General features: G+C 70.9%; 14 protein-coding genes and 1 pseudogene. 9 read left to right on the top strand and 6 right to left on the bottom strand.

The window, feature by feature from the left end; genetic code table 11:
* Nucleotides 1-4 precede the first annotated feature (4 nt).
* Together ACFSOX_RS04210 and ACFSOX_RS04205 are read left to right on the top strand one after the other, a co-directional pair.
* Nucleotides 5-1,732, top strand: coding sequence for a thiamine pyrophosphate-binding protein (locus ACFSOX_RS04210; protein ID WP_378476531.1), 1,728 nt, complete (start codon nucleotides 5-7; stop codon nucleotides 1,730-1,732).
* Nucleotides 1,733-1,740: 8 nt separating this feature from the next.
* Nucleotides 1,741-2,277 carry a carboxymuconolactone decarboxylase family protein gene (locus ACFSOX_RS04205; protein ID WP_378476530.1) on the top strand — a complete coding sequence of 179 codons (537 nt, stop codon included), beginning with the start codon at nucleotides 1,741-1,743 and terminating at the stop codon, nucleotides 2,275-2,277.
* Nucleotides 2,278-2,299: 22 nt separating this feature from the next.
* Here the strand turns inward: ACFSOX_RS04205 and ACFSOX_RS04200 are convergent, their stop codons facing one another.
* Both ACFSOX_RS04200 and ACFSOX_RS04195 read right to left on the bottom strand, forming a co-directional pair.
* Nucleotides 2,300-3,325, bottom strand: a complete 1,026-nt coding sequence (locus ACFSOX_RS04200) for an NAD(P)/FAD-dependent oxidoreductase (protein ID WP_378476529.1) — start codon at nucleotides 3,323-3,325, stop codon at nucleotides 2,300-2,302.
* 13 nt (nucleotides 3,326-3,338) lie between these two features.
* Nucleotides 3,339-3,557, bottom strand: coding sequence for a DUF1328 domain-containing protein (locus tag ACFSOX_RS04195; RefSeq protein WP_378476528.1), 219 nt, complete (start codon nucleotides 3,555-3,557; stop codon nucleotides 3,339-3,341).
* Nucleotides 3,558-3,764: 207 nt separating this feature from the next.
* Between ACFSOX_RS04195 and ACFSOX_RS04190 the strand changes: the two genes are divergently transcribed.
* Both ACFSOX_RS04190 and ACFSOX_RS04185 read left to right on the top strand, forming a co-directional pair.
* Nucleotides 3,765-4,379, top strand: a complete 615-nt coding sequence (locus tag ACFSOX_RS04190; RefSeq protein WP_378476527.1) for a hypothetical protein — start codon at nucleotides 3,765-3,767, stop codon at nucleotides 4,377-4,379.
* 31 nt (nucleotides 4,380-4,410) lie between these two features.
* Complete coding sequence (locus ACFSOX_RS04185) at nucleotides 4,411-4,887, top strand: hypothetical protein (RefSeq protein WP_378476526.1); 477 nt, start codon at nucleotides 4,411-4,413, stop codon at nucleotides 4,885-4,887.
* A 17-nt stretch (nucleotides 4,888-4,904) separates the two neighbouring features.
* On the opposite strand, the gene ACFSOX_RS04180 is transcribed toward ACFSOX_RS04185, so the two are convergent.
* Entirely contained in the window at nucleotides 4,905-5,300 is a 396-nt protein-coding gene (locus tag ACFSOX_RS04180) for a VOC family protein (RefSeq protein WP_378476525.1), read from the bottom strand.
* Nucleotides 5,301-5,627: 327 nt separating this feature from the next.
* Between ACFSOX_RS04180 and ACFSOX_RS04175 the strand changes: the two genes are divergently transcribed.
* Complete coding sequence (locus tag ACFSOX_RS04175; protein WP_378476524.1) at nucleotides 5,628-6,884, top strand: DUF1015 domain-containing protein; 1,257 nt, start codon at nucleotides 5,628-5,630, stop codon at nucleotides 6,882-6,884.
* A gap of 17 nt (nucleotides 6,885-6,901) precedes the next feature.
* A complete protein-coding gene (gene serB / locus ACFSOX_RS04170; RefSeq protein WP_378476523.1) occupies nucleotides 6,902-7,804 on the top strand; it encodes a phosphoserine phosphatase SerB in 903 nt (300 codons plus the stop codon).
* Nucleotides 7,805-7,990: 186 nt separating this feature from the next.
* Here the strand turns inward: serB and ACFSOX_RS04165 are convergent, their stop codons facing one another.
* Nucleotides 7,991-11,608, bottom strand: coding sequence for a YhdP family protein (locus ACFSOX_RS04165; RefSeq protein WP_378476522.1), 3,618 nt, complete (start codon nucleotides 11,606-11,608; stop codon nucleotides 7,991-7,993).
* Between the two features lie 408 nt (nucleotides 11,609-12,016).
* On the opposite strand from ACFSOX_RS04165, the pseudogene bcp reads away from it, so the two are divergent.
* Together bcp and ACFSOX_RS04155 are read left to right on the top strand one after the other, a co-directional pair.
* Nucleotides 12,017-12,520, top strand: a pseudogene (gene bcp, locus ACFSOX_RS04160) (thioredoxin-dependent thiol peroxidase); the annotation flags it as partial.
* A gap of 444 nt (nucleotides 12,521-12,964) precedes the next feature.
* Complete coding sequence (locus ACFSOX_RS04155; protein WP_378476722.1) at nucleotides 12,965-14,353, top strand: M23 family metallopeptidase; 1,389 nt, start codon at nucleotides 12,965-12,967, stop codon at nucleotides 14,351-14,353.
* A gap of 167 nt (nucleotides 14,354-14,520) precedes the next feature.
* Here the strand turns inward: ACFSOX_RS04155 and ACFSOX_RS04150 are convergent, their stop codons facing one another.
* Together ACFSOX_RS04150 and aptA are read right to left on the bottom strand one after the other, a co-directional pair.
* Nucleotides 14,521-16,116 (bottom strand): glycosyltransferase family 39 protein, encoded by a 1,596-nt coding sequence (locus tag ACFSOX_RS04150; protein ID WP_378476521.1) that lies wholly within the window; start codon nucleotides 16,114-16,116, stop codon nucleotides 14,521-14,523.
* 220 nt (nucleotides 16,117-16,336) lie between these two features.
* A complete protein-coding gene (aptA, locus tag ACFSOX_RS04145; protein ID WP_378476520.1) occupies nucleotides 16,337-17,689 on the bottom strand; it encodes an omega-aminotransferase AptA in 1,353 nt (450 codons plus the stop codon).
* A gap of 300 nt (nucleotides 17,690-17,989) precedes the next feature.
* Here aptA and hisS point away from each other — a divergent pair, with 300 nt between their 5' ends.
* Nucleotides 17,990-19,540 (top strand): histidine--tRNA ligase, encoded by a 1,551-nt coding sequence (gene hisS / locus ACFSOX_RS04140; protein ID WP_378476721.1) that lies wholly within the window; start codon nucleotides 17,990-17,992, stop codon nucleotides 19,538-19,540.
* The last annotated feature ends 132 nt before the right edge of the window (nucleotides 19,541-19,672 follow it).

Here is a 19,672-nt window from a genome sequence, read left to right as displayed (position 1 = left end):
CGGCATGGCGAAGGGGACGGACTTCATCCTGGCGGCGCTCGCCGCCGAGGGGCTCGACCATCTGTTCATGGTGCCGGGCGGCCTGATCGACCCCTTGCTGCCGGCGATCGGCCGGCAGACCGCCCTCACCCCGATCGTCGCCGCCCACGAGGGCGGCGCCGCCTACATGGCGGACGGCTACGCGCGGGCGAGCGGGCGCTTCGGGGCCGTCGTCGGCATCGGCGGTCCCGGCCTCGCCAACATGGCGACCGCGGTCGCGGCGGCGCGGACCGACTCGTCGCCCGTGCTGGTGCTGAGCGGCGAGGTCGCCCGTGCCATGGAGGGGCTCGGCGCGTTCCAGGACGCCAGCCAAGCGACCCTCGACGACACCGCGCTGATGCGGCCGCTGACCCGCCTGTCGGCGACCGTCACGGACGCGGCCGGCCTGAACCACTGGCTGCGACACGGCCTGACGACGATGCTGGCGCGGCCGCGCGGACCCGTGCATCTGTCGCTGTCGCGCGACGTGCTGACCGGCGACGTCGACGCGGCCTATGCGCCGGTGTCCCCCTATTTCGCCGACCTCGCGCCGCTCGGCCTGCCGCAGGCCGAAGCGGCACTCGCCGCGTTGACGGTGGCGCTCACCGGCGGCCGGACGCGCCGCGCGATGATCCTGGCCGGCGCCGGCGTCGCCGATCCGGCCTCGGCGGCGCTGCTGAAGGAGGTCGCCGAGCGCTGGGCCATCCCGGTCGCCACCACGCTACGCGCCAAGGACGTCTTTCCGGAGGATCATCCGCTGTCGCTCGGCGTGTTCGGCTATGCCGGCACGCGGCACGCCACCGCGGCCGTGTTCGCGGAAAATCTCGATCTGCTGCTCGTGCTCGGCTCCGGCCTGAACGAGCGCGACACCATGCACTGGACGCTGCGCGCCCGCAGCAAGGCCGCCGCCATCCACGTCAACACCGACATGGACGAGCTGACCGCGCATTGCGAGGTGACGCATGCGGTGCCGGGCAGCGCCCGCGCCTTCCTGGATCTGATGAGGAATCGTCTCGACGACGGCGCGGCAGCGGACGCCGGTCGCGCCGCCCGGCGGTCGTGGCTCGACACGATCAAGGCGGCCCCGCGCTTCTACGACACCGACACCTGCGCGCGGCCCGGTGCCCCCATCCATCCGGCGACCGCCGTGACGGCGCTGCGGCGCGCGTTTCCCCGCGACGGCATCGTGCTGGTCGATTCCGGCGCACACCGCGCCTTCATGGGCCACCACTGGACGGCCTACGAGCCCGGCACCTACGTGTCGGCCACCAATCTCGGGCCGATGGGCTGGGCGATCCCGGCGGCGGTCGGCGTCCAGTGCGCGCGGCCCGACCGCCGCGTCGCGGTCGTCACCGGCGACGGCTGCATGCACATGCACGGCATCGAGGTGCAGACGGCGGCGCGCCACCGCATGCCGATCGTCTATGTCGTGCTCAACAACGCCGCGCTCGGCAATGTCTGGCTGCGCGCCCACACCGAAGGCCCGGTGCCGGCGGCGCTGACCTCGCTGCCCGACCACGACTGGGCCGGCTTCGCCCGCGCGCTCGGTGCCAGCGGCTTCACGGTCACGGATCCGGCCCGGCTCGACGAGACGTTCGCGCAGGCGCTCGCCTGCGGCACCACGGCGGTCGTCGACGTCAAGACCGACAAGGCCTGCCCGACGCCGGTCTACGATTTCGCCGCCGGCGTCGCGGCGTGGTCTTATCACGAGTGAGGGACGCGATGACCGTGCTGATCATGGACCCGGACGCGCTGCCGCCCGCCGCCAAGGCGCTCCACGACGAGATGGCGGCACGCCGGAACGCGCAGGGCGAGCATTTCGGCGGCCCCTACATGGCGCTCCTCAACCATCCGGAGCTGGCGCGTCGGATCGAGGCGCTCGGCTACTTCCTGAAGTTCGAGGGTGTGCTGCCGCGCCAAGCCTATCAGTTCGTTGTGCTGTCGGTCGCCAAGGCGACGGGCGCCGCCTTCGAATGGCAGGACCATGTGGCGCACGCCCGCGCCGCCGGCCTGCCCGAGGCGGTGATCACCGCGGTCGGCGCCGGCGACGCGAGCGCCCTGCCCGAGCCCTACGATCTCCTGCACGCGGTGCTGAGCCGCACGCTCGCCTGGCAGGCGGTGCCGGACGCCCTGCAGGCGCGTGTGGTCGAGCGGTTCGGCCGCGAGGGGCTGGTCGAGCTCGTCGTCCTGTCCGGCTTCTATCAGATGTTCGCGGCGATCAACCAGGGTTTTTCGATCGGCGTCCCGCCGCACACCTGATCACGACCGTCCTGTCACCTGATCACGCCGCCGGAAGATGCCGGCGGTTGGCGGCCCGCATCAGGCGCTGCGCAAGGCCTGCGAGCGAGAACAGCGTCACCTTCCCCTTGTCCCAGGTGCCCTGCCCAACGATCTCGTCGGCCGCCATCAGGCCGCTCTCGACCGCCGGGCCGATCCCCTCGCCGAGATCCATGGTGGCGAGGCCGGCCGAGTCGCCGATCAGCAGGCAATGGTCGGCCCGCACGGCGCCGTCGCGGGTGAACAGGTAATAGGGATGCCCGGTCTCGTTCAGGCCCGCCGCGGTCGCCGCGTCGAGCCGGCCTTCGGCGATCAAGTCGTCCAGGAAGGCACGGAAATGGGCGTGGATGTCAGTGCCGCTCTTGCGCAGATGCTTCGCCTTGGCGCCGAGACCGATGTTCACGTGGCCGTCGCCCTTCGGCACCACCCAGGCGTAGCCGACGAGGCCGCGCTTGAAGTAGAGCCGGCAGATGTCCTCGCGGGCCGGATGGAAAAACTCCTTCTCCAGCGTGACGATCTGGCGCGACTTCGACCGCTGGCCCGGGAACACGGCGCGCCGCACCGGGCACATCGTCCCGCCGGCGCCGATCAGCCAACGGCACGCATAGGCGTCGTCGACGATCCAGCGGTCGTCCTCGCGCCGGATCGACCGCACGTCGTGCCGGATCACCTCGGCGCCGGAGCGGGCGAGCAGCCAGGCGTCGAACTCGATGCGGCGGATCGAGTAGTTCTTCCCCGGCGTCGGGAACCAGCGCAGGGCGAACGGCACGCCGCGCAGATGCGAGCGGATGTCGAGCGGCAGCATCGGATGGGGATAGTCGCCGGGCGCGATCTCGAGGTCGCGCAGGACTTTTTCGGTGATCCAGCCGGCGCACAGCTTGAGGCGGGGAAAGGTCGCCTTGTCGAGCACGACGACGTCGCGGCCGTGCCGGCGCAGGCGACGGGCGCAGGTGCTGCCGGCCGGCCCGCCGCCGACCACGATGGTCTCGATCTCGCGCATGGCCGGCAGCGATACGACGACGCCGGACATCGACGCAAGCCGGTCAGGCGGTCGTCACGGCGGCGACGAGAGGAGCCGCCGCGCGGCCGGCCTCGAACGCCTCGCCGAGCAGATAGGCGAAGCCGAGCAGCGCCAGGAAGCCGAGAAAGAGCAGCCCGAACAGCACCAGCGACACGCGCGCGGCGATCCGCGACACGATCGTCAGCCCGATCGCCCCGGCGATCAGCGACACGACCAGCAACACGACGGCGTATTTCAGCATCGAGCGTCTCCTCCGGCTCGGCATGAACGAGCCCGGGCGGCACCCGGTTCCGACCCCGGTCGGACGACCGGAGGACCAGCCGCGAGAGGCACGACAGAAGGCGCGCGGCATGCCCGACCGCCGTAACATGAAACCACACAACGATTGATTGCAGCATCAGATTATAGTACCAAAGAGCTATAGTTCGGGGCGGCGTCAGGAGCGCCCGTGGGGAGCAGGCTCACACCATGGCTGACGGCCGTGCTGGCCGGCACAGCGGCGGGCTGCATCGTGCAGGATCGATCCTACGTGCAGGATCGGCCGAGCGAGTCCGTGGGCAGTTGGCGCATCGAGCATCGCATCGACCGGATCACCGGCAAGCCCGCCCCGAGCGCCACGGTCGTCACCACATCCACCAACAACAAGACAGCCGATATTCGCGACGCGCTGCTCCAGGTGACCTGCTTCGAAGCCCGCCCGGTGGTACGGTTCTCCTTCGACCTGCGAGTCGGCGCGGATCGGAACTCGACCTTCGCCTATCGGGTCGACGACCGCCCCGGCGACGAGGTCGAGGCGACCTTCCTGCAGGACCACCGCACCGTGGTGATCGACGATCCGACGACCGTGGCGAAGTTCATCGAGGACGTGTCGCGCGGCAGCCTGCTGATCGTGCGGACCGCCTCGCTGTTCGCCGGACGCACGGTCGCGGAGTTCCGCGTCGTCGGGGCATCGGCGGCGATCGCTCCGGTGCTCGCGGCCTGTCCGCTGGCCGAGCCCGGGACGCAACCCGAGCCCGCCCGACGGAAGGCCGCCCCCAACGACCGCCGACCGGGATCGGGGTGATGGGGGCAGGGGCCGAGAGGCGGGCCGCGCGATGGTGATGCTGGTGGCGCTCTCGAAATCTCACGTGCCGCTCTCGGCCGAGAGCGTGCGGGCCGAGTTCAAGACGATCTATCCGCGCCACTTCCTGTCCACGGGCGACGACGGCAGCTTCGTCACCGAGGGGCCGCAGCTCCACATGGATGCGATCGTCAAGTCACTGGTGCCGGGAGCCTCCGGCTTCTTCATGCTCCACAGCGTGCCGTTTCCCTATTCGGACCAGTCGAAGCTGCCCGGCCGCATCCCCGATCCGGCGCTGCGGCAGCTCGCCTGCGCGCAGACGAGCTGGATGTCGGTCGAGCTCGTCCACACCTGGGCGGGCGCCGACGACGCCAGACGCTTCGTCGCTCGCGCGATGGCGTGCCTCGCGCCGCCCGACTCGGTCGTGCTGATCTGCCCCGGGAGCGGCACCGCGGTGCCGTTCGACGAGGCCGTGCGCAAGCGCCTCGCCGCCGGCGACATGGTGTGCTGACGGCCGCGGTCGGGTGGTCAGGCTCGGACCGGGCTGCGCTCCAGGAGCTCGATGGAGATGTTCTCGGGCCCCTGGATGAAGCAGAGGCGGATGCCGGGGCGCGGCGAGTGCGGCTCCTTGGTAAACACGACGCCCTTCTGCTTCAGCGCGGCCGCGACGGCGTCGAGCCCCTCGACGAACAGGCCGAAATGATCGAGCCCACGGCACGGCAGGGCGGGCGGCGGGGCGACGCCGTCGCCCTCCGTCACCGGCGCGACGAAGATCTTCATGCCACCGAGCTTCAGGTCGATGCGCGGCTTGCCCTGCTCGACGCTGCGCAGCACCTCAGCGCCGAGCACCCGCTCGAACCACTGCGCCATCGCCTCGGGATCAACGGTGCGCAGGTGGACGTGGTCGAACGTGATGGCGGCCATGGGATGCTCCGGGGAGACGATATGGGAGACGCGGGGGGAGACCCGTCGGGCCGCCACATTACGGCGGCCGGCGTGTCGCGTCACGCTCGGGAGAATCGGTCGGGACTGGAGACGTATGCGGCGCGGTTCACTCTCTCCGGCGGGGAGAGGGCCGAGATGGGGGGCGACGTCGGCTCGGTCATCGAGCGCGCGGCCCGCTCACCCGCCCCCGCTCCGCGCGGGCACGCTCGTCCGCGCGGGGAGCGGGACGAAGAATTCCGCCCTTCCCCCGGGCGCCCGAGGTGCTAAACCGGGGCCGAAAAAATCGACCCCCGTCGGAGAGTTCCCGTGCCCCTGGTCCAGCCTTTCCGTGCCCTTCGCCCCGCGCCGGGCCGCGCCGCCGAGGTGCTGGCGCCGCCTTACGACGTGCTGTCGAGCGACGAGGCCCGCACCCGCGCCGCCGGCAAGCCGTGGAGCTTCCTGCACATCTCCAAGCCCGAGATCGACCTCGATCCCGGCATCGACCCGTATGCGCCGGCCGTCTATGCCAAGGCGCGCGAGAACCTCGACCGGATGATCGAAGAGGGCGTGCTGATTCGCGACGACCTGCCCGGCTATTACGTCTACCGGCTGACCTGGCGCGACCGGGTGCAGACCGGCCTCGCCGTCACGGCCTCGGTCGCCGACTACGACACCAACCGCATCCGCAAGCACGAGCTGACCACGCCGGCCAAGGAGGACGATCGCGTCCGCCAGATCGAGGCGGTCGGCGCCCAGACCGGGCCCGTGATGCTCGCCTATCGGGATTGCGCGAGCCTCGACGCGCTGCTCGCCCAGATCACGCAGACCGAGCGCGCCGTCGACGTGACGGCCGACGACGGTGTCCGCCACGAGATGTGGGTGGTCGCCGGCCCGGCGACGGTGGCCCAGCTCACCCGCACCATCGACGCCCTGCCGAACCTCTACATCGCCGACGGCCATCACCGCTCGGCGGCGGCCTCGCGGGTCGCCGCGGCGCGCGGCGGCCCCGCCGCGCCGGGCAGCGCGGGTTCGTCGAGCGGCGCGGGGTCGCACGGCCGGTTCCTCGCCGTGATGTTCCCCGATCATCAGATGACGATCCTCGACTACAACCGGCTGATGAAGGATCTGAACGGCCGGTCGCCGGCCGAGCTGCTCGCCGCGCTCGGCGAACGCTTCGACGTGACGCTCTCCGACGGTCCGGTGCGCCCCGCCGCGCGCCACGAATTCGGCCTGTTCGTCGACGGCACCTGGTACGCGCTCGCCCTGCATCCCGAGCGGGTGCCGGCCGACGACCCGGTCGGCCGCCTGCCGATCACGCTGCTGACCAAGAACGCGATCGAGCCGCTGTTCGGCATCACCGACCAGCGCCGCGACAAGCGCATCGACTTCGTCGGCGGTGGCCGCGGGGTCGAGGAGCTGGCGCGGCGCGTGCAAGCCGGCGACGCGGCCGCGGCATTCTCGCTCTACCCGACCCAGATGGTGGATCTGATGGCGGTCGCCGACGCCGGCGAGATCATGCCGCCGAAGTCGACCTGGTTCGAGCCCAAGCTCGCCGACGGCATGGTCAGCCACGTGCTGGATTGAGGCGGGCCGCTTTCTCCATGACCCACGTCGCGACCTTGATCGTCGATCCTGCGGCGCCCGACCTCGACGCCGCCACGGCGGCGCTGGCGCGCACCGCGCTGCCGTCACCCGGGCTGCCCGACTGGCTCGCCCCCGGCATCGCGGTCGACCTGCCGTTCACGCCGCGCGGCGCGCTCGACGAGCGGGCGCTCGCGACGCGGCTGCGCGAGATCCTGGCGCCGCGGCCGGTCGATGTCGTCGTCCAGCCGGTCGCCGACCGCCGCAAGCGGCTGCTGCTCGCCGACATGGACTCGACCATGATCGGCCAGGAGTGCATCGACGAGATCGCCGACATGATCGGCCGCAAGGCCCACATCGCGGCCATCACCGAGCGGGCGATGCGCGGCGAGATCGCCTTCGAGCCGGCGCTGGTCGAACGCGTCGCGCTCTTGGCCGGCCTGCCGCTCTCCTTCATCGACGAGGTGATCGAGACCCGCATCACCATCAATCCCGGGGCGCGCGCGCTGGTGCGCACCATGGCGGCGAACGGTGCCCACACCTGCCTCGTCTCCGGCGGCTTCACGCTGTTCACGGCGCGGGTCGGCGCGACGATCGGGTTCGCCGAGCATGTCGGCAACGTGCTGGAGATCGGCCCGGACAAGCGCCTCACCGGGCGCGTGCTGCCGCCGCTGATCGGCCGCGAGGCGAAGCGCACCGCCCTGCACGAGCGTCGCGAGAGGCTGCGGCTCGCCCAGCACGACACCATGGTGGTCGGCGACGGGGCGAACGATCTCGCGATGATCGACGAGGCCGGCCTCGGCGTCGCCTATCATGCGAAGCCCGCCGTGGCGGCCGCCGCCGACGCCCGCATCGACCACGCCGACCTCACGGCGCTGCTCTACGCGCAAGGCTATCGGGCGAGCGAGTTCGTCGAGGCGTGAGCCGGGGGCGGTGGTCGTCATGCCGGGGCGACGCACAGCGTCGAACCCGGAATCCAGCCCGGACCTCGGAACGTGTGGCGGGATTCCGGGTTCGGGCCTTCGGCCCGCCCCGGAATGACCGGCACCTGATCACGAAATGACGACCCGCCGCGCCCGGGACACGAAACCGCACTGGATGACGGCGCGTCACTGAATCGCCGAGCGCACGTCGGGCACGGTGGCGCCGCGGTCGCCACCCGACAGCGTGCTCGGAAACTCGAAGAACTTGCGCAGCACGCCGGGCGCCACGGCCGAGATCGGGTTGACGCGCAGCACCGGCGTGCCGGGCGTGCCGACCACCTCGTAGGTGACGCCGAGCAAGCCTTCCTTGTCGCCGCCGCCGAGGAACAGGCCGACGATCGGGATCTGGCCGAAGGCATTGTTGAGCCCGTAGAGCGGCACGAAGGTGCCGCGCATGCGCACCTCGTTGGCGGCGAAGTCGAGCGCGCCCTCGAGCGTCGCCCCCACCATCGGGCCGCGCACCACGCCGTCGCGCAGCATCAGCCGACCCGGCGACTTGGAGAACTCCACCCGCATGCGCGAGAACTCGACGCCCGGATTCTGGGTGCCGGGCGCGCCGGACGCGGCGACCCGGTCGAGCGAGGCCTCGCCGCGCACCCAGAAGTCGCGGACGTTGAGGACGCCTTCCTTCGGCCGCTGATCGGGGCTCGGCGGATCCATGGCGACCCACATCTGGCCGCCGAACATGCGCGGATAGACGTCGGTGAAGCGGAACAGCGCGCCGGCATCCTTGCTGTCGACATAGATCACCTGGCCGCCGCCGCCGACACGACCGCGCAGGTCGCCGATCAGCGCCGCGTCGGCGCCGATCTTGGCGGAGAGGTTGAAGGCGTCGATCTTGCCGCCGCGCCGCACCAGCTTGAGGTCGACGGCGCGCAGCGCCTCGCCGTTGAAGCCGGCGAGCGCGCCGATCTTGGCGTCGACGTCGAGATCCATGGCCGGGCTCTGGCGCTTGGGATCGTGCCCCGAGCCGCCCATCACCGACTTGACGAGGCCGCGCCCGTCGAACACGTCACCCCGGATCGTCACCTTGATCAGGCCGTCGGCGCCGCGCTCCGCCTTGAGGGTCGCCTTGTCGCCGTCGGAGAGCCCGAACACCGGGAACGAGGCGGCCAGGAAATCGCCGTTCGGATCGATCTCGACGCCGCCCTTCACACCGACGCCGGCGCCGTCGATGCTCAGATCCTCGAAACGCGCCGCCTTGCCGCGTCCGACATAGGTGAACACCGCCTTGGCCGGCTTGCCGGGCGGCTTGGTCCAGCCGGGCAGCAGATTGTCGATTCGGGCCGGGCCGAGATCCGATTCGACGAGCAGTCGGTTGTCCTGGTCCGGGCTGCTCGCGAGCCGACCCGAGAGCTTGATCGGGATCGGGCCGGCGACGACGTTGCCGACGTCGAAGCCGAGCTTGGCGCGCGCCGCGTCGTCGATGGTGGCGGTGAGACGCAGCTCGGCGTCCTCCTCGCCCTTCGTCTTCCTGTACTCGATCACGGCCGGCACGCCGCCGACCTTGACGTCGCCCTTGACCTGATAGCCCTGCTGGGTGGCGGCGACCCGCAGCGTCTGCGCCTCGAGCTTCTGCGACAGGGCGAACTTGTCGACGCCGAAATTGGTGACGTCGGCCGCCACCGTGTAGTTGAACGTGCCGGGTGGCGGATCGGACTCGATGCGGGTCGAGACCGTCACCTGAGCGCTCACCGTGCCGCGCACCGTGGCGGGGTCGAGCGGCACGCCGGCGCTCTCGCGGATATGGTCGAGGGCGAGGAACTCGGCCGCCGCCGGGGCCGGGCCGTCGACCCGCGCCCGCACCTTGGCGGGCGGCTTCGGCCCGTGCGAATCCGGCACCTCGAACAGGCCGTTGGTCACCGTCATCCGGCGCCCCGACGGCAGTTCGGCGACGCCGCGGCCGAGCGCCACGGCGATCTGGCGGCCGCGCACCCGCATCACGAGGTCGGAGTCGCGGATCGGCGGCAGCGCCTCCATCAGCTTCACCTGGGTGCCGTTGGTGACGATCTCGATCGAGAGACCGTCGTCCGGCACCGGCGGGCCGCCGGCCCGCAGCGTCGAGAGCGGCGCGTTGGTGGCGATCTCGATACGGTCGAGGGTGCCGCCCGCCATGTTGTCCATCACCCATTCGCGCACCGGCGGGTTCACGAAGGGCGGCCAGAGGCGCTTGAACGAGGTGGCCGACATGTTGCGGGCCGCCATGCCGACCACGAGGCGCGGATCGCCGCCGGCGAGATCGACGAAGCCCGACATGGCGACGTTGACGTCGCCTCCGCCGGCCTCGCCGTGCTGGATGTCGAGCCGGCGGGTCGCCGGATCGAAGCGGCCGCGGATCAGCACGCGGTTGACCAGCAACGGAGCCTCGCCGTCGGCGGCCGAGCCGAGCACGACGCTGCCGCCGCGCAGCGCGAGCTGCCACGGCTTGCCGGCCGCGGCCGGCGGCTCGGCCTGGCCGATCAGCGTCATGCGGGTGGAGCCGGAGACCAGCTGGAACGGCGTCACGATCAGGCCGCGGGCGGCGTCCCACTCCAGGCTCGCCTCCAGGCGATCGACCGTGACGCGGTTCAGCGCGTCGCCGAGCTCGCCGATCATGCCGGGGCCGACGAGCAGGCGGCCGCTGGCGAAGCTCGGCACGCCGTCAGCACCGATCTCCGCCTTGAGGCTCGCCGAGATCGGCAGATCGGACTCGACCGCACCGTCGAGCCGCAACGCCATCAGGATGTCGCGCACCGAGACCTTGCGGGCCTCGACCCGCACGGCCCGCGTCCCCTGCGGCGTCGTCCTGACGGCCCCGACCACGACCCAGGGCTTGTCGGGATCCTGCGAGCCGAGCGTGACCGACAGCTCGCCGGGCTGCGGCCGGGTCATGCTGACATGGATGTTCTCGAAGCGCGACTGGCGGCCGCTGCGCTGGTCGTCGACGACCAGGTTGCCGCTCTTGAGGCCGACCTCGGTGAGCGCGCCGCCGTCCAGCCCCAGCTTGCCGAGGCTGTCGATCCAGGCGAGCACGGCCGCGAAGCTCTCGGCAGCGCCGCGCTGCGGCTCGGCCGATCCGTTGGTGTCGGTGGCGATGCCGCCGGTCGGCGGCTCGGCCTTCAGGCCGACCGGGGTCGAGCCGGCGGCGGCCAGCACGGGCGAGGTGGCGATCGGGCGCTTGTCGGCCCCGGCGAACACCGTGACCTTGCCGTCGGTCTCGACCCGCAGCGCGATCTCGGCGCCGACCAGGCTGATGCTCTCGGCCCGCGGCCGGCCGGACAGCAGCGTGCCGGCCGTGAAGCCCGCCTCGGCCTTCGGCGCGGTCGCGACCACGGCGCCGTCCTGGTCCTTGACCACGACGTCGCGGATGCGGACCGCCATGCGGCGGCCCTCGTCGAGTTCGATGACCGTGCCGCCGACCTCGACCGTGTAGTTGTTGCCGAGATTCTCCGCGATCGCGGCGGTGAGCCACGGGGTGGCGATGTCGAGCGGGATCGGCCCCATGGTCAACCGCCACCACAGGCCGCCCCCGACCAGGGCGACGAGCAGGACCGGAACCCCGGTGCCGAACAGGCACACCCGGGTGGCACGGCGGCTGCACGTGTAGACGAAGGCCCGGCGCGCATGCCAGGCGGCGCCGCGCAAGTCGAAGGCGGCGAGGTGGCGGAGCGCAGCCGCAGCGGCGAGCTTGGCCGAGCTCGTCGCGCCGGCGCCGAAGGCGGCACAGCCGGCGACGAAGCGATGGCCGAGCGGGCGCGCGTCCACGGGTCTGCCCGAGCGATCGCAGCCCGTCGCCACGCGCCCGGCGCGCGGACGACCGGCCGACGGCGGCGCGGCGTGCGATGAACCGACGGCCGCGGAGGCGACAGTCGAAGCGGAGGACACAGCGGAAGCGGAGGACGACGATCCGGCGCGACCCGCGTGGGCGGCCTGGTCGGAGCGGTCGCCGCAAACGCGAGCCCGGGCGGCCTCCGCACACTTGTGCAGATGCAGGCTCGCCTCCAGGCTGCGCAAGGCAGCGAGTTTCGGACTCAGCTTGTCGTCCGCCATGCGTTCTGGACGGCCCCGTTCCCTACCCGCACAATGCCCCTTCGCGGTTCCGGCGAGGCGGACGCGACGCCCGACACATCGGTCGCTCGGTCAGGGACTTATTCCAGATAACCCCACGCGCCAAAGAGCGCTTCGAAAGCGTCGAAAGGAAGGCAAATGCCCTTGAAGCTGCGCGAAGGCGATCCCGCTCCCGACTTCCGGCTGCCGCGCGACGGCGGCGGCGAGGTGTCGCTCGCCGATTTCGCCGGCCGCAAGCTGGTGTTGTACTTCTACCCCAAGGCCGACACCCCCGGCTGCACCCGCGAGGCGCAGGCCTTCTCGGCCGCCAAGGCTGCTTTCGCCAAGGCGAAGACCGACATTCTCGGAGTCTCGGCCGATCCGGTTAAGAAGCAGGACGCCTTCGTGAAGAAGCACGCCCTCACCATCCCGCTCGCCTCCGACGAGACTCACGCGATGCTGGAGGCGTACGGGGTGTGGGGCGAGAAGTCCATGTACGGCAAAACCTTCATGGGAATCACCCGGACCACCGTCCTGATCGGCCCGGACGGCCGGATCGCCCGCATCTGGCCGTCCGTGAAGGTCGACGGCCATGCCGACGAGGTGCTGGCCGCGGCGAAGGCGCTCTAGGCCGGCCGGAGGAGGCCCGGCGGTACCGGCGCGATTCGCGGACATCGAAAATTCCGCGATATCGCCGTGATTCGTTTGGGAATTCTTTACCATGCAGGGGGACATTCGAGGCTCGTCCGGACCGGCACCAAAGCCGGCCCGCAGGGAGCGTGAATGTCTCAACGGGCCCAACACGATCACGGCCAGCGTGACCGGTCGACGCACGACCGCGCCCCGGCCGAGCGTCCCCGGGAGGCGCACGAGCGCGCCGCACATCACCCCGCCGCACACCCGGCCCCCCCGCGCCACACCGAGCAGAATCACCGCAACGCCGAGGTCTATGCCGAGCTGATCGCCGCCCATCGCGGCGCGCACCATGGGCATCCGGCGAGCGCCGACCACCGTCGGGCGCGGCCCGACTGGTCGCATCCGGCCGAGGAGCCGCCCCATCCTCCGGCGCGCGCCGTGGCGCCGCCCGCCCGGCCGCATCAGCATCAAGCTCCGCATCAGGCTGTGCATCAAAATCCGGCGCCCCGCCCGGCGCCCCGTGCCGCCGCGCCGCCCCGGTCCGGCCGGCCGGCCCGCGCAGAGGCGGCGCCGAAGCGTCAGCCCTTCACGTTCGGCTACGGCCGCCGGCAGGTCCGGCTCGGCCCGGTCGCCTTCTGGACCGTGGTCGGCACGCTGACCATCATGGCCGGCTGGTCGGTGGTCACGGCCACCTACTTCGCCTTCCACGACGACGTCGTCGCCCGCATGGTGGCGCGCCAGGCCGAGATCGAGGCCGCCTACGAGGACCGCATCGCCGAGATGCGCTCGCAGGTCGATCGGGTGACGACCCGGCAGCTCCTCGACCAGGAGCAGTTCGAGCAGAAGCTCGAGCAGGTGATCCGCCGGCAGAGCGTGCTGGAGAGCCGCGCCGGCGCGCTCGGCGGCATCGGCAATGCCGGCGCCGCGGCCGGCGCCGACGTGACGGGCGCGATCCGGGCGCCGGGCCGCAACCTCCCGGCCGAGCCGGCGACGCCCAAGGCCTCGCCGATCAGCGACACCGTGATCTTCAAAACCCCGCCCGACCGCCAGGCGCGGCTCGAATCCCGCCAGCCGCCGACGACGCTGGCGGCGGCGACGAGCCGCAACGTGCTGCCCGGCATCGAAGGCAAGATCGCCCGCCTGCACGGCGCGCTCGATCGCCTCGAGGGCCGCCAGACCGCCTCGCTCGCCTCGCTGGAGGAGACCTACGAGACGAAGGCGAAGCGCATCCGCGGCGTGCTCGCCGATCTCGGGCTCGAGCGCGCCGTCCCGGGCGGACGGGCCGAGCGGGACGTCGGCGGGCCGTTCGTGCCGTACCGGCTCGCCTCGGTGCAGCCGGTGTTCGAGCGGCAGGTGCAGCGCGTCCGCCTCGCCCGCGAGCAGGCCGAGCGGCTGACCCGGACACTCGCGACGATCCCGATCCGCAAGCCGGTCGCCGGCGACGTCGACTTCTCCTCCACGTTCGGCGTGCGGCTCGACCCGTTCCTCGGCCGCCCGGCCATGCACACCGGGCTCGACTTCCGCGGCGCCGTCGGCGAGCCGATCCGCGCCACCGCCAACGGCACCGTGACGACGGCCGGCTGGGGCGGCGGCTACGGCAAGATGGTCGAGATCGAGCACGGCAACGGGCTCGCCACACGCTACGGCCACATGTCCGAGATTCTCGTCCGCCAGGGCCAGAGCGTGAAGATCGGCCAGGTGATCGGCCGCATCGGCTCGACCGGCCGCTCGACCGGCCCACATCTCCATTACGAGACCCGGGTCTCCGGCGAGGCCGTCGACCCCCAGAAGTTCCTCCGCGCCGGCCTGCGCATCGGCGCGCTGTGATTTCGCTTCCGCCCGATCGGGACTTTGTCATTCCGGGGCGCAGCGAAGGCGCGAACCCGGAATCCAGCCGCAAGCTCTGCCGTCGGGATTGGATTCCGGGTTCGCGCCTTCGGCGCGCCCCGGAGTGACCACCGTGCCCTCCGCCGAGAGTCGAACGAATCTTCTGATCACTTCGGCGGCGGCACCGTGCCGGGCGGCAGGATGATCAGCGGGGCGCCCTCGGGCGGCACGATGGCGTATTGCAAGAGGACCGGCGCGACCTTGCCACGGGCCTGACGCGGCAGCGTCAAGCGGCCCCGCACGGTGGCGCCCGGGAAGGTCTTCATCCACTCCGGTACCAGCCCCTCGCCCTGCGGCTCCCACACGATCAGCACGCCGCGCCTCTTCACGTCGGCCATGTCGATCCAGGGGCTGAGCTTGGGGTCGCCGTGGACGATCACGTGCGGCCGGGTCGGTCCGTAGACCGCGACATTGTTGGCGGCGAACTCGGTGCCGGTGACGTAGGCGAGCGGCTGGCCGGTCTTCTCGAAGAAGTCGCGGGTGACGATGTCGGCGAGCCGCCGGCCCGGAAACTGCGTCGCCTTCGGACGGTCGCGCAGCATCGGCTCGACCTCCTCGGTCAGCACATAGGCGAGCGGCATGATGACCAGCACGGCGACGACGCCGAGCGCGAAGCGGATCAGCCGGACGTCCTCGAAGCCGACGCCGCGCCAGGCGACGACCGCGAGCGGCAGCACGCTCCACAGCGGATAGCCCCACATGGCGACCGGCAGCCGGCCGAGCAGCATCGCGACCAGCGTCGTGACGGCGAACGGCCCGAGTGCCATCCAGGCGAGGAAGCGGCGGTCGAAGGCGCCGGGCGCGATCACGTTCGGATCGACGTCGCCGAGCGTGAGCGGGCGCGGTGCGCCGGCGCCCGGGCGCAGCGGATAGAGCAGCGCGAGCAGCGCCAGCGTCGGCAGCAGGAAGCCGAGCTGCCCGAACGTCCATTGCAGCGGATACCAGGCGACCTGCCACCACTGGGCCGCCGTCTTGGCGCGCGCGTCGACATAGCGGAACGGCAGGAAGTCGCTTTCCACCAGCGCCCAGGCATTTGGCGCGATGACGAGCGCGAAGGCGAGCGCCATCACATAGGGGCCGGGTGTCTTCCAGGCTTTTCGCGCCTCGCGGTCGACGAGAAGAAACAGGCCGAGCGTCGCGGCGAGCGCGAAAGCGGCGTACTTCGACCAGAACGACAAGGCGAGGAACACGCCCGCCAGCGCCCAATTCAGCAGCCGCCGCCGATCCTCCTCACGCGTGAGCGCGCGATGGAAGAGCAGCATGGTCAGCGCCCAGAACGGGAGCTGACACTGGTCGTGCGCGAACTTGATCACCGAGAAATTGAAGAAGTGCAGGGCTTCCAGCGCCAACACGGCGACGAGCGCCGGGAAGCCGCCGACGATGTCGCGGCCGAGCCGCCACACGGCCCACATCGCGACCGCCGAGGCGAGCGGGCCGAGCACGTAGATCATCCGCACGTCGCCGGTGAGCCGATAAAGCCCGGCGGCGATCCACCACGGCAGCGGCGGATGCTTCCAGTAGACGAGCTGCCACTCGCGGCCGAGCGCCAGATCCTCGGCGAGGTCGAGCTGCAGGTTGGCGTTGAGGAGCGCCGGCATCAGCGTCCACACCAGCACGTGGCCGACCAGGACGATCAACAGCACCTCGAACGGCTCGCGCCGCGCGTAATCGACGAGCCCGGCGAGACCGGTGCGCTTGCTCATGGGGAACTCCGAAAGCCTACGCCACTCTTCACCTCTCCCCTGCGGGGAGAGGTCGGATCTCGCGCGTCTGCGCGAGATCCGGGTGAGGGGGTGCCGAGAGCTCCATCAGCTCCGTAAACCCTCACCCCGGTCGCGAGCTGCGCTCGCGCCCGACCCTCTCCCTCAGGGAGAGGGTCACGTGCCGCGAGCACGCGCTTCGGCAAGGCAAAGCGCGCGCCGCTCATCCCACCGCCCTGATGATCCGCGCCGTTTTTTCCACGATCTCGCCGATCTCGTCCTCGCCGACGATCAGGGACGGCGACAGGGCGATGGTGTCGCCGGAGACGCGCACGATTGCGTCCTGGCGAAAGAAGCCCTCGTCCATGGCGGCGTAGCCGCGCTTGCCCGGACCGTCCGGATGCGGCGCGAGGTCGATGCCGGCCGCGAGGCCGACGGTGCGGATGTCGACGACGTTCGGCAGGCCCTTCAGGCTCATCACGGCGTCGGCGAACTTTCCTTCCAGCGCGGCACTCCGGGCGAAGAGATCCTCGTCGCGGTAGAGATCGAGGGTCGCGAGGCCGGCCGCGCAGGCGAGCGGATGGGCCGAATAGGTGTAGCCGTGAAACAGCTCCACCACATGCTCCGGACCGCGCATAAAAGTGTCGTAGATGTCCTTGCGGACGATCACGCCGCCCATCGGCACGGTGCCGGACGTGACCCCCTTGGCGAACGTGATCATGTCGGGCACGACGCCGTAGCGTTCCGCTGCGAAGCAGGGCCCCAGCCGCCCGAAGCCGGTGATCACCTCGTCGAAGATCAACAGGAGGCCGTGCTTGTCGCAGAGCTGCCGCAGCCGCTGGAGATAGCCCTTGGGCGCCGGCAGCACGCCCGTGGACCCCGCCATCGGCTCGACGATCACGGCCGCGATGGTCGAGGCGTCGTGCAGGCCGACGATGCGGTCCAACTCGTCGGCGAGATGTGCACCCCACTCCGGCTCGCCCTTGGTGAAGGCCTGCCGCTCACGATCATAGGTCGTCGGCAGATGGTCGACGCCGGCGAGCAGCGTGCCGAACATCTTGCGGTTGGGCACGATGCCGCCCACCGAGATGCCGCCGAAGCCGACGCCGTGATAGCCGCGCTCGCGGCCGATCAGCCGCGTTCTCGAGCCCTGCCCCCGGATGTTGTGCCAGGCGAGCGCGATCTTCAGCGCGGTGTCGACCGCCTCGGAGCCCGAGTTGCAGAAGAACACGTGGTCGAGATCGGCCGGCGCCAGCGCGGCGATGCGCCCCGCCAGCTCGAAGGCGCCCGGATGGCCGTGCTGGAACGCCGTGACGTAGTCGAGCTCGGCCGCCTGGCGCTGGATCGCCGCCACGATGGGATCGCGGTTGTGGCCGGCGTTGCAGCACCACATGCCGGCGATGGCGTCGATCAGGGTCCGCCCGTCGACGGTCGTCACCCGCATGCCCTTCGCCCGCACGACGAGCCGCGGCGTCTGCTTGAAGGCGCGGTTGGCCGTGAACGGCATCCAGTAGGGCGCGAGGTCGTTGGGCACGCCGGCGGCGGCGCTCGCGGGGCGGTTCGGGGCGACCGGCATGGCCAAAAGCTCCTTCCACGGCCCGGGCGGACCCGGCCCGCCCGGCGGCGCGGACCCTAGCCGGATTTGCCGGCCAGCGGAACGGCTTGCCGGGGGCGGCCCCCTGCGTTACGAACCGGCGCCCGCCGCGGCCGTTTCGGGTCGTCAGCCCCACGGCCGCACCTGTCGGGCGCGGCGAAGCGCCCTTTCCGTCACCCTGAGGTGGCCGTGCGGCTGCGCGAAGCGCAGGTGCGTGGCCGTCGAAGGGCGACGGCCCGGGCCGTGCATCCTTCGAGGCCCGGCTTCGCCGGGCACCTCAGGATGACGGGTCGGGCGGGATCAAGACCTGGACCGGACTCGATCATGGCCACCGACAAGAAGAGCAAGCTCAAGGCGCGGCTGCCGCGCGGCCTCGCCGACCGCGGCCCCGGCGACATCGCCGCCACGCAGACGATGATCGAGAGAATCCGGGCCGTGTACGAGCTGTACGGCTTCGAGCCGGTCGAGACCCCGGCGATCGAGTACACGGACGCGCTCGGAAAATTCCTGCCCGACCAGGACCGGCCGAACGAGGGCGTGTTCTCGTTCCAGGACGACGACGAGCAGTGGCTGAGCCTGCGCTACGACCTCACCGCGCCGCTCGCCCGCCACGTCGCCGAGAATTTTCAGCACATCGCCCTGCCCTACCGCTCGTATCGGTTCGGCTGGGTGTTTCGGAACGAGAAGCCCGGCCCCGGCCGCTTCCGCCAGTTCATGCAGTTCGACGCCGACACGGTGGGGTCCGCCTCGCCGGCCGCCGACGCCGAGATCTGCATGATGGCGGCCGACACCATGGAGGCGCTGGGCATTCCGCGCGGCTCCTATGTGGTGAAGGTGAACAACCGCAAGGTGCTCGACGGCGTGATGGAGGCGATCGGCCTCGGCGGCGACGAGAATGCCGGGCGCAGGCTGACCGTGCTGCGGGCGATCGACAAGCAGGATAAGTTTGAGTGGAGCGAGGTCGCGAAATTACTTGGGCCTGGCCGAAAAGACGAGAGTGGCGACTTTACAAAAGGCGCTGAACTCAACGAGGACCAAATCGAGGTCATTCGTGAATTCACCGTCGAGTACAGTGATGGGTCTTTCACGTCGATAACACCGTCTACTCATATGGGTCTTGTCGAGAGTGGGCTGGAGCTGAAAAAGGCGGGCCAGTTCGAACTTCTCGAGATTGAAGCACTGGTACGCAAATCTGGCTACGGTCCGGACCGCATCCGCATCGACCCCTCCGTCGTCCGTGGCCTGGAGTATTACACCGGCCCCGTTTTCGAGGTTGAACTGCTGCTCGACACCAAGGACGAGAAGGGCCGGCCGGTGCGGTTCGGCTCGGTCGGCGGCGGCGGGCGCTACGACGGGCTCGTCTCGCGCTTCCGCGGCGAGCCGGTGCCGGCGACGGGTTTCTCCATCGGCGTGTCGCGCCTGCAGGCGGCGCTGCAGCTCATCGGAAAGATCGATACGACGCCCGCGCCCGGGCCCGTGGTCGTCACGGTGTTCGATCGCAACCGCCTCGCCGATTATCAGAAAATGGTCGCGACGTTGCGCGCGGCAAAAATCCGGGCGGAGCTTTATCTCGGCAATCCGAAGAACATGGGCAACCAGCTCAAATACGCGGATCGGCGCAAGAGCCCGTGCGTGGTGATCCAGGGCTCCGACGAGAAGGCCGCCGGTCAGGTGCAGATCAAGGATCTGATCGAGGGTGCGAAGGCCGCCGCAGCCATCGCCTCGAACCAGGAGTGGCGCGAGAGCCGGCCGGCTCAGTTCGCCGTTGCAGAGGACAAGCTCGTCGACGCCGTCCGCGAGGTGCTGGCGCGCCACGATGTAACGTGGGGATAAGCGACCGGTTCGCCGCGATCTCCTGAGCCGTCATGGCCGGCCTCGTGCCGGCCATCCACGCTCTTGAAGCGTCGCCGGCGGCGAAGACGTGGATGGCCGGGACGAGCCCGGCCATGACGCGGCATGAGCGTG

Source organism: Rhodoplanes azumiensis (assembly GCF_042682915.1).
Classification (GTDB): Bacteria; Pseudomonadota; Alphaproteobacteria; order Rhizobiales; family Xanthobacteraceae; genus Rhodoplanes; species Rhodoplanes azumiensis.
The sequence above is the reverse complement of the archived record's forward strand: the minus strand, read 5'-3'. Positions and strand labels throughout refer to the sequence as shown.

Bases quoted from the DNA above. Each gene is read 5' to 3' on its own strand.
- ACFSOX_RS04180 (WP_378476525.1), bottom strand. From the start codon at position 5,300: ATGGCCGCCATCACGTTCGACCACGTCCACCTGCGCACCGTTGATCCC.
- ACFSOX_RS04210 (WP_378476531.1), top strand. From the start codon at position 5: ATGGCGAAGGGGACGGACTTCATCCTGGCGGCGCTCGCCGCCGAGGGG.
- serB (WP_378476523.1), top strand. From the start codon at position 6,902: ATGACCCACGTCGCGACCTTGATCGTCGATCCTGCGGCGCCCGACCTC.
- ACFSOX_RS04205 (WP_378476530.1), top strand. From the start codon at position 1,741: ATGACCGTGCTGATCATGGACCCGGACGCGCTGCCGCCCGCCGCCAAG.
- aptA (WP_378476520.1), bottom strand. From the start codon at position 17,689: ATGCCGGTCGCCCCGAACCGCCCCGCGAGCGCCGCCGCCGGCGTGCCC.
- ACFSOX_RS04200 (WP_378476529.1), bottom strand. From the start codon at position 3,325: ATGTCCGGCGTCGTCGTATCGCTGCCGGCCATGCGCGAGATCGAGACC.
- ACFSOX_RS04150 (WP_378476521.1), bottom strand. From the start codon at position 16,116: ATGAGCAAGCGCACCGGTCTCGCCGGGCTCGTCGATTACGCGCGGCGC.
- hisS (WP_378476721.1), top strand. From the start codon at position 17,990: ATGACGGGTCGGGCGGGATCAAGACCTGGACCGGACTCGATCATGGCC.
- ACFSOX_RS04185 (WP_378476526.1), top strand. From the start codon at position 4,411: ATGGTGATGCTGGTGGCGCTCTCGAAATCTCACGTGCCGCTCTCGGCC.
- ACFSOX_RS04195 (WP_378476528.1), bottom strand. From the start codon at position 3,557: ATGCTGAAATACGCCGTCGTGTTGCTGGTCGTGTCGCTGATCGCCGGG.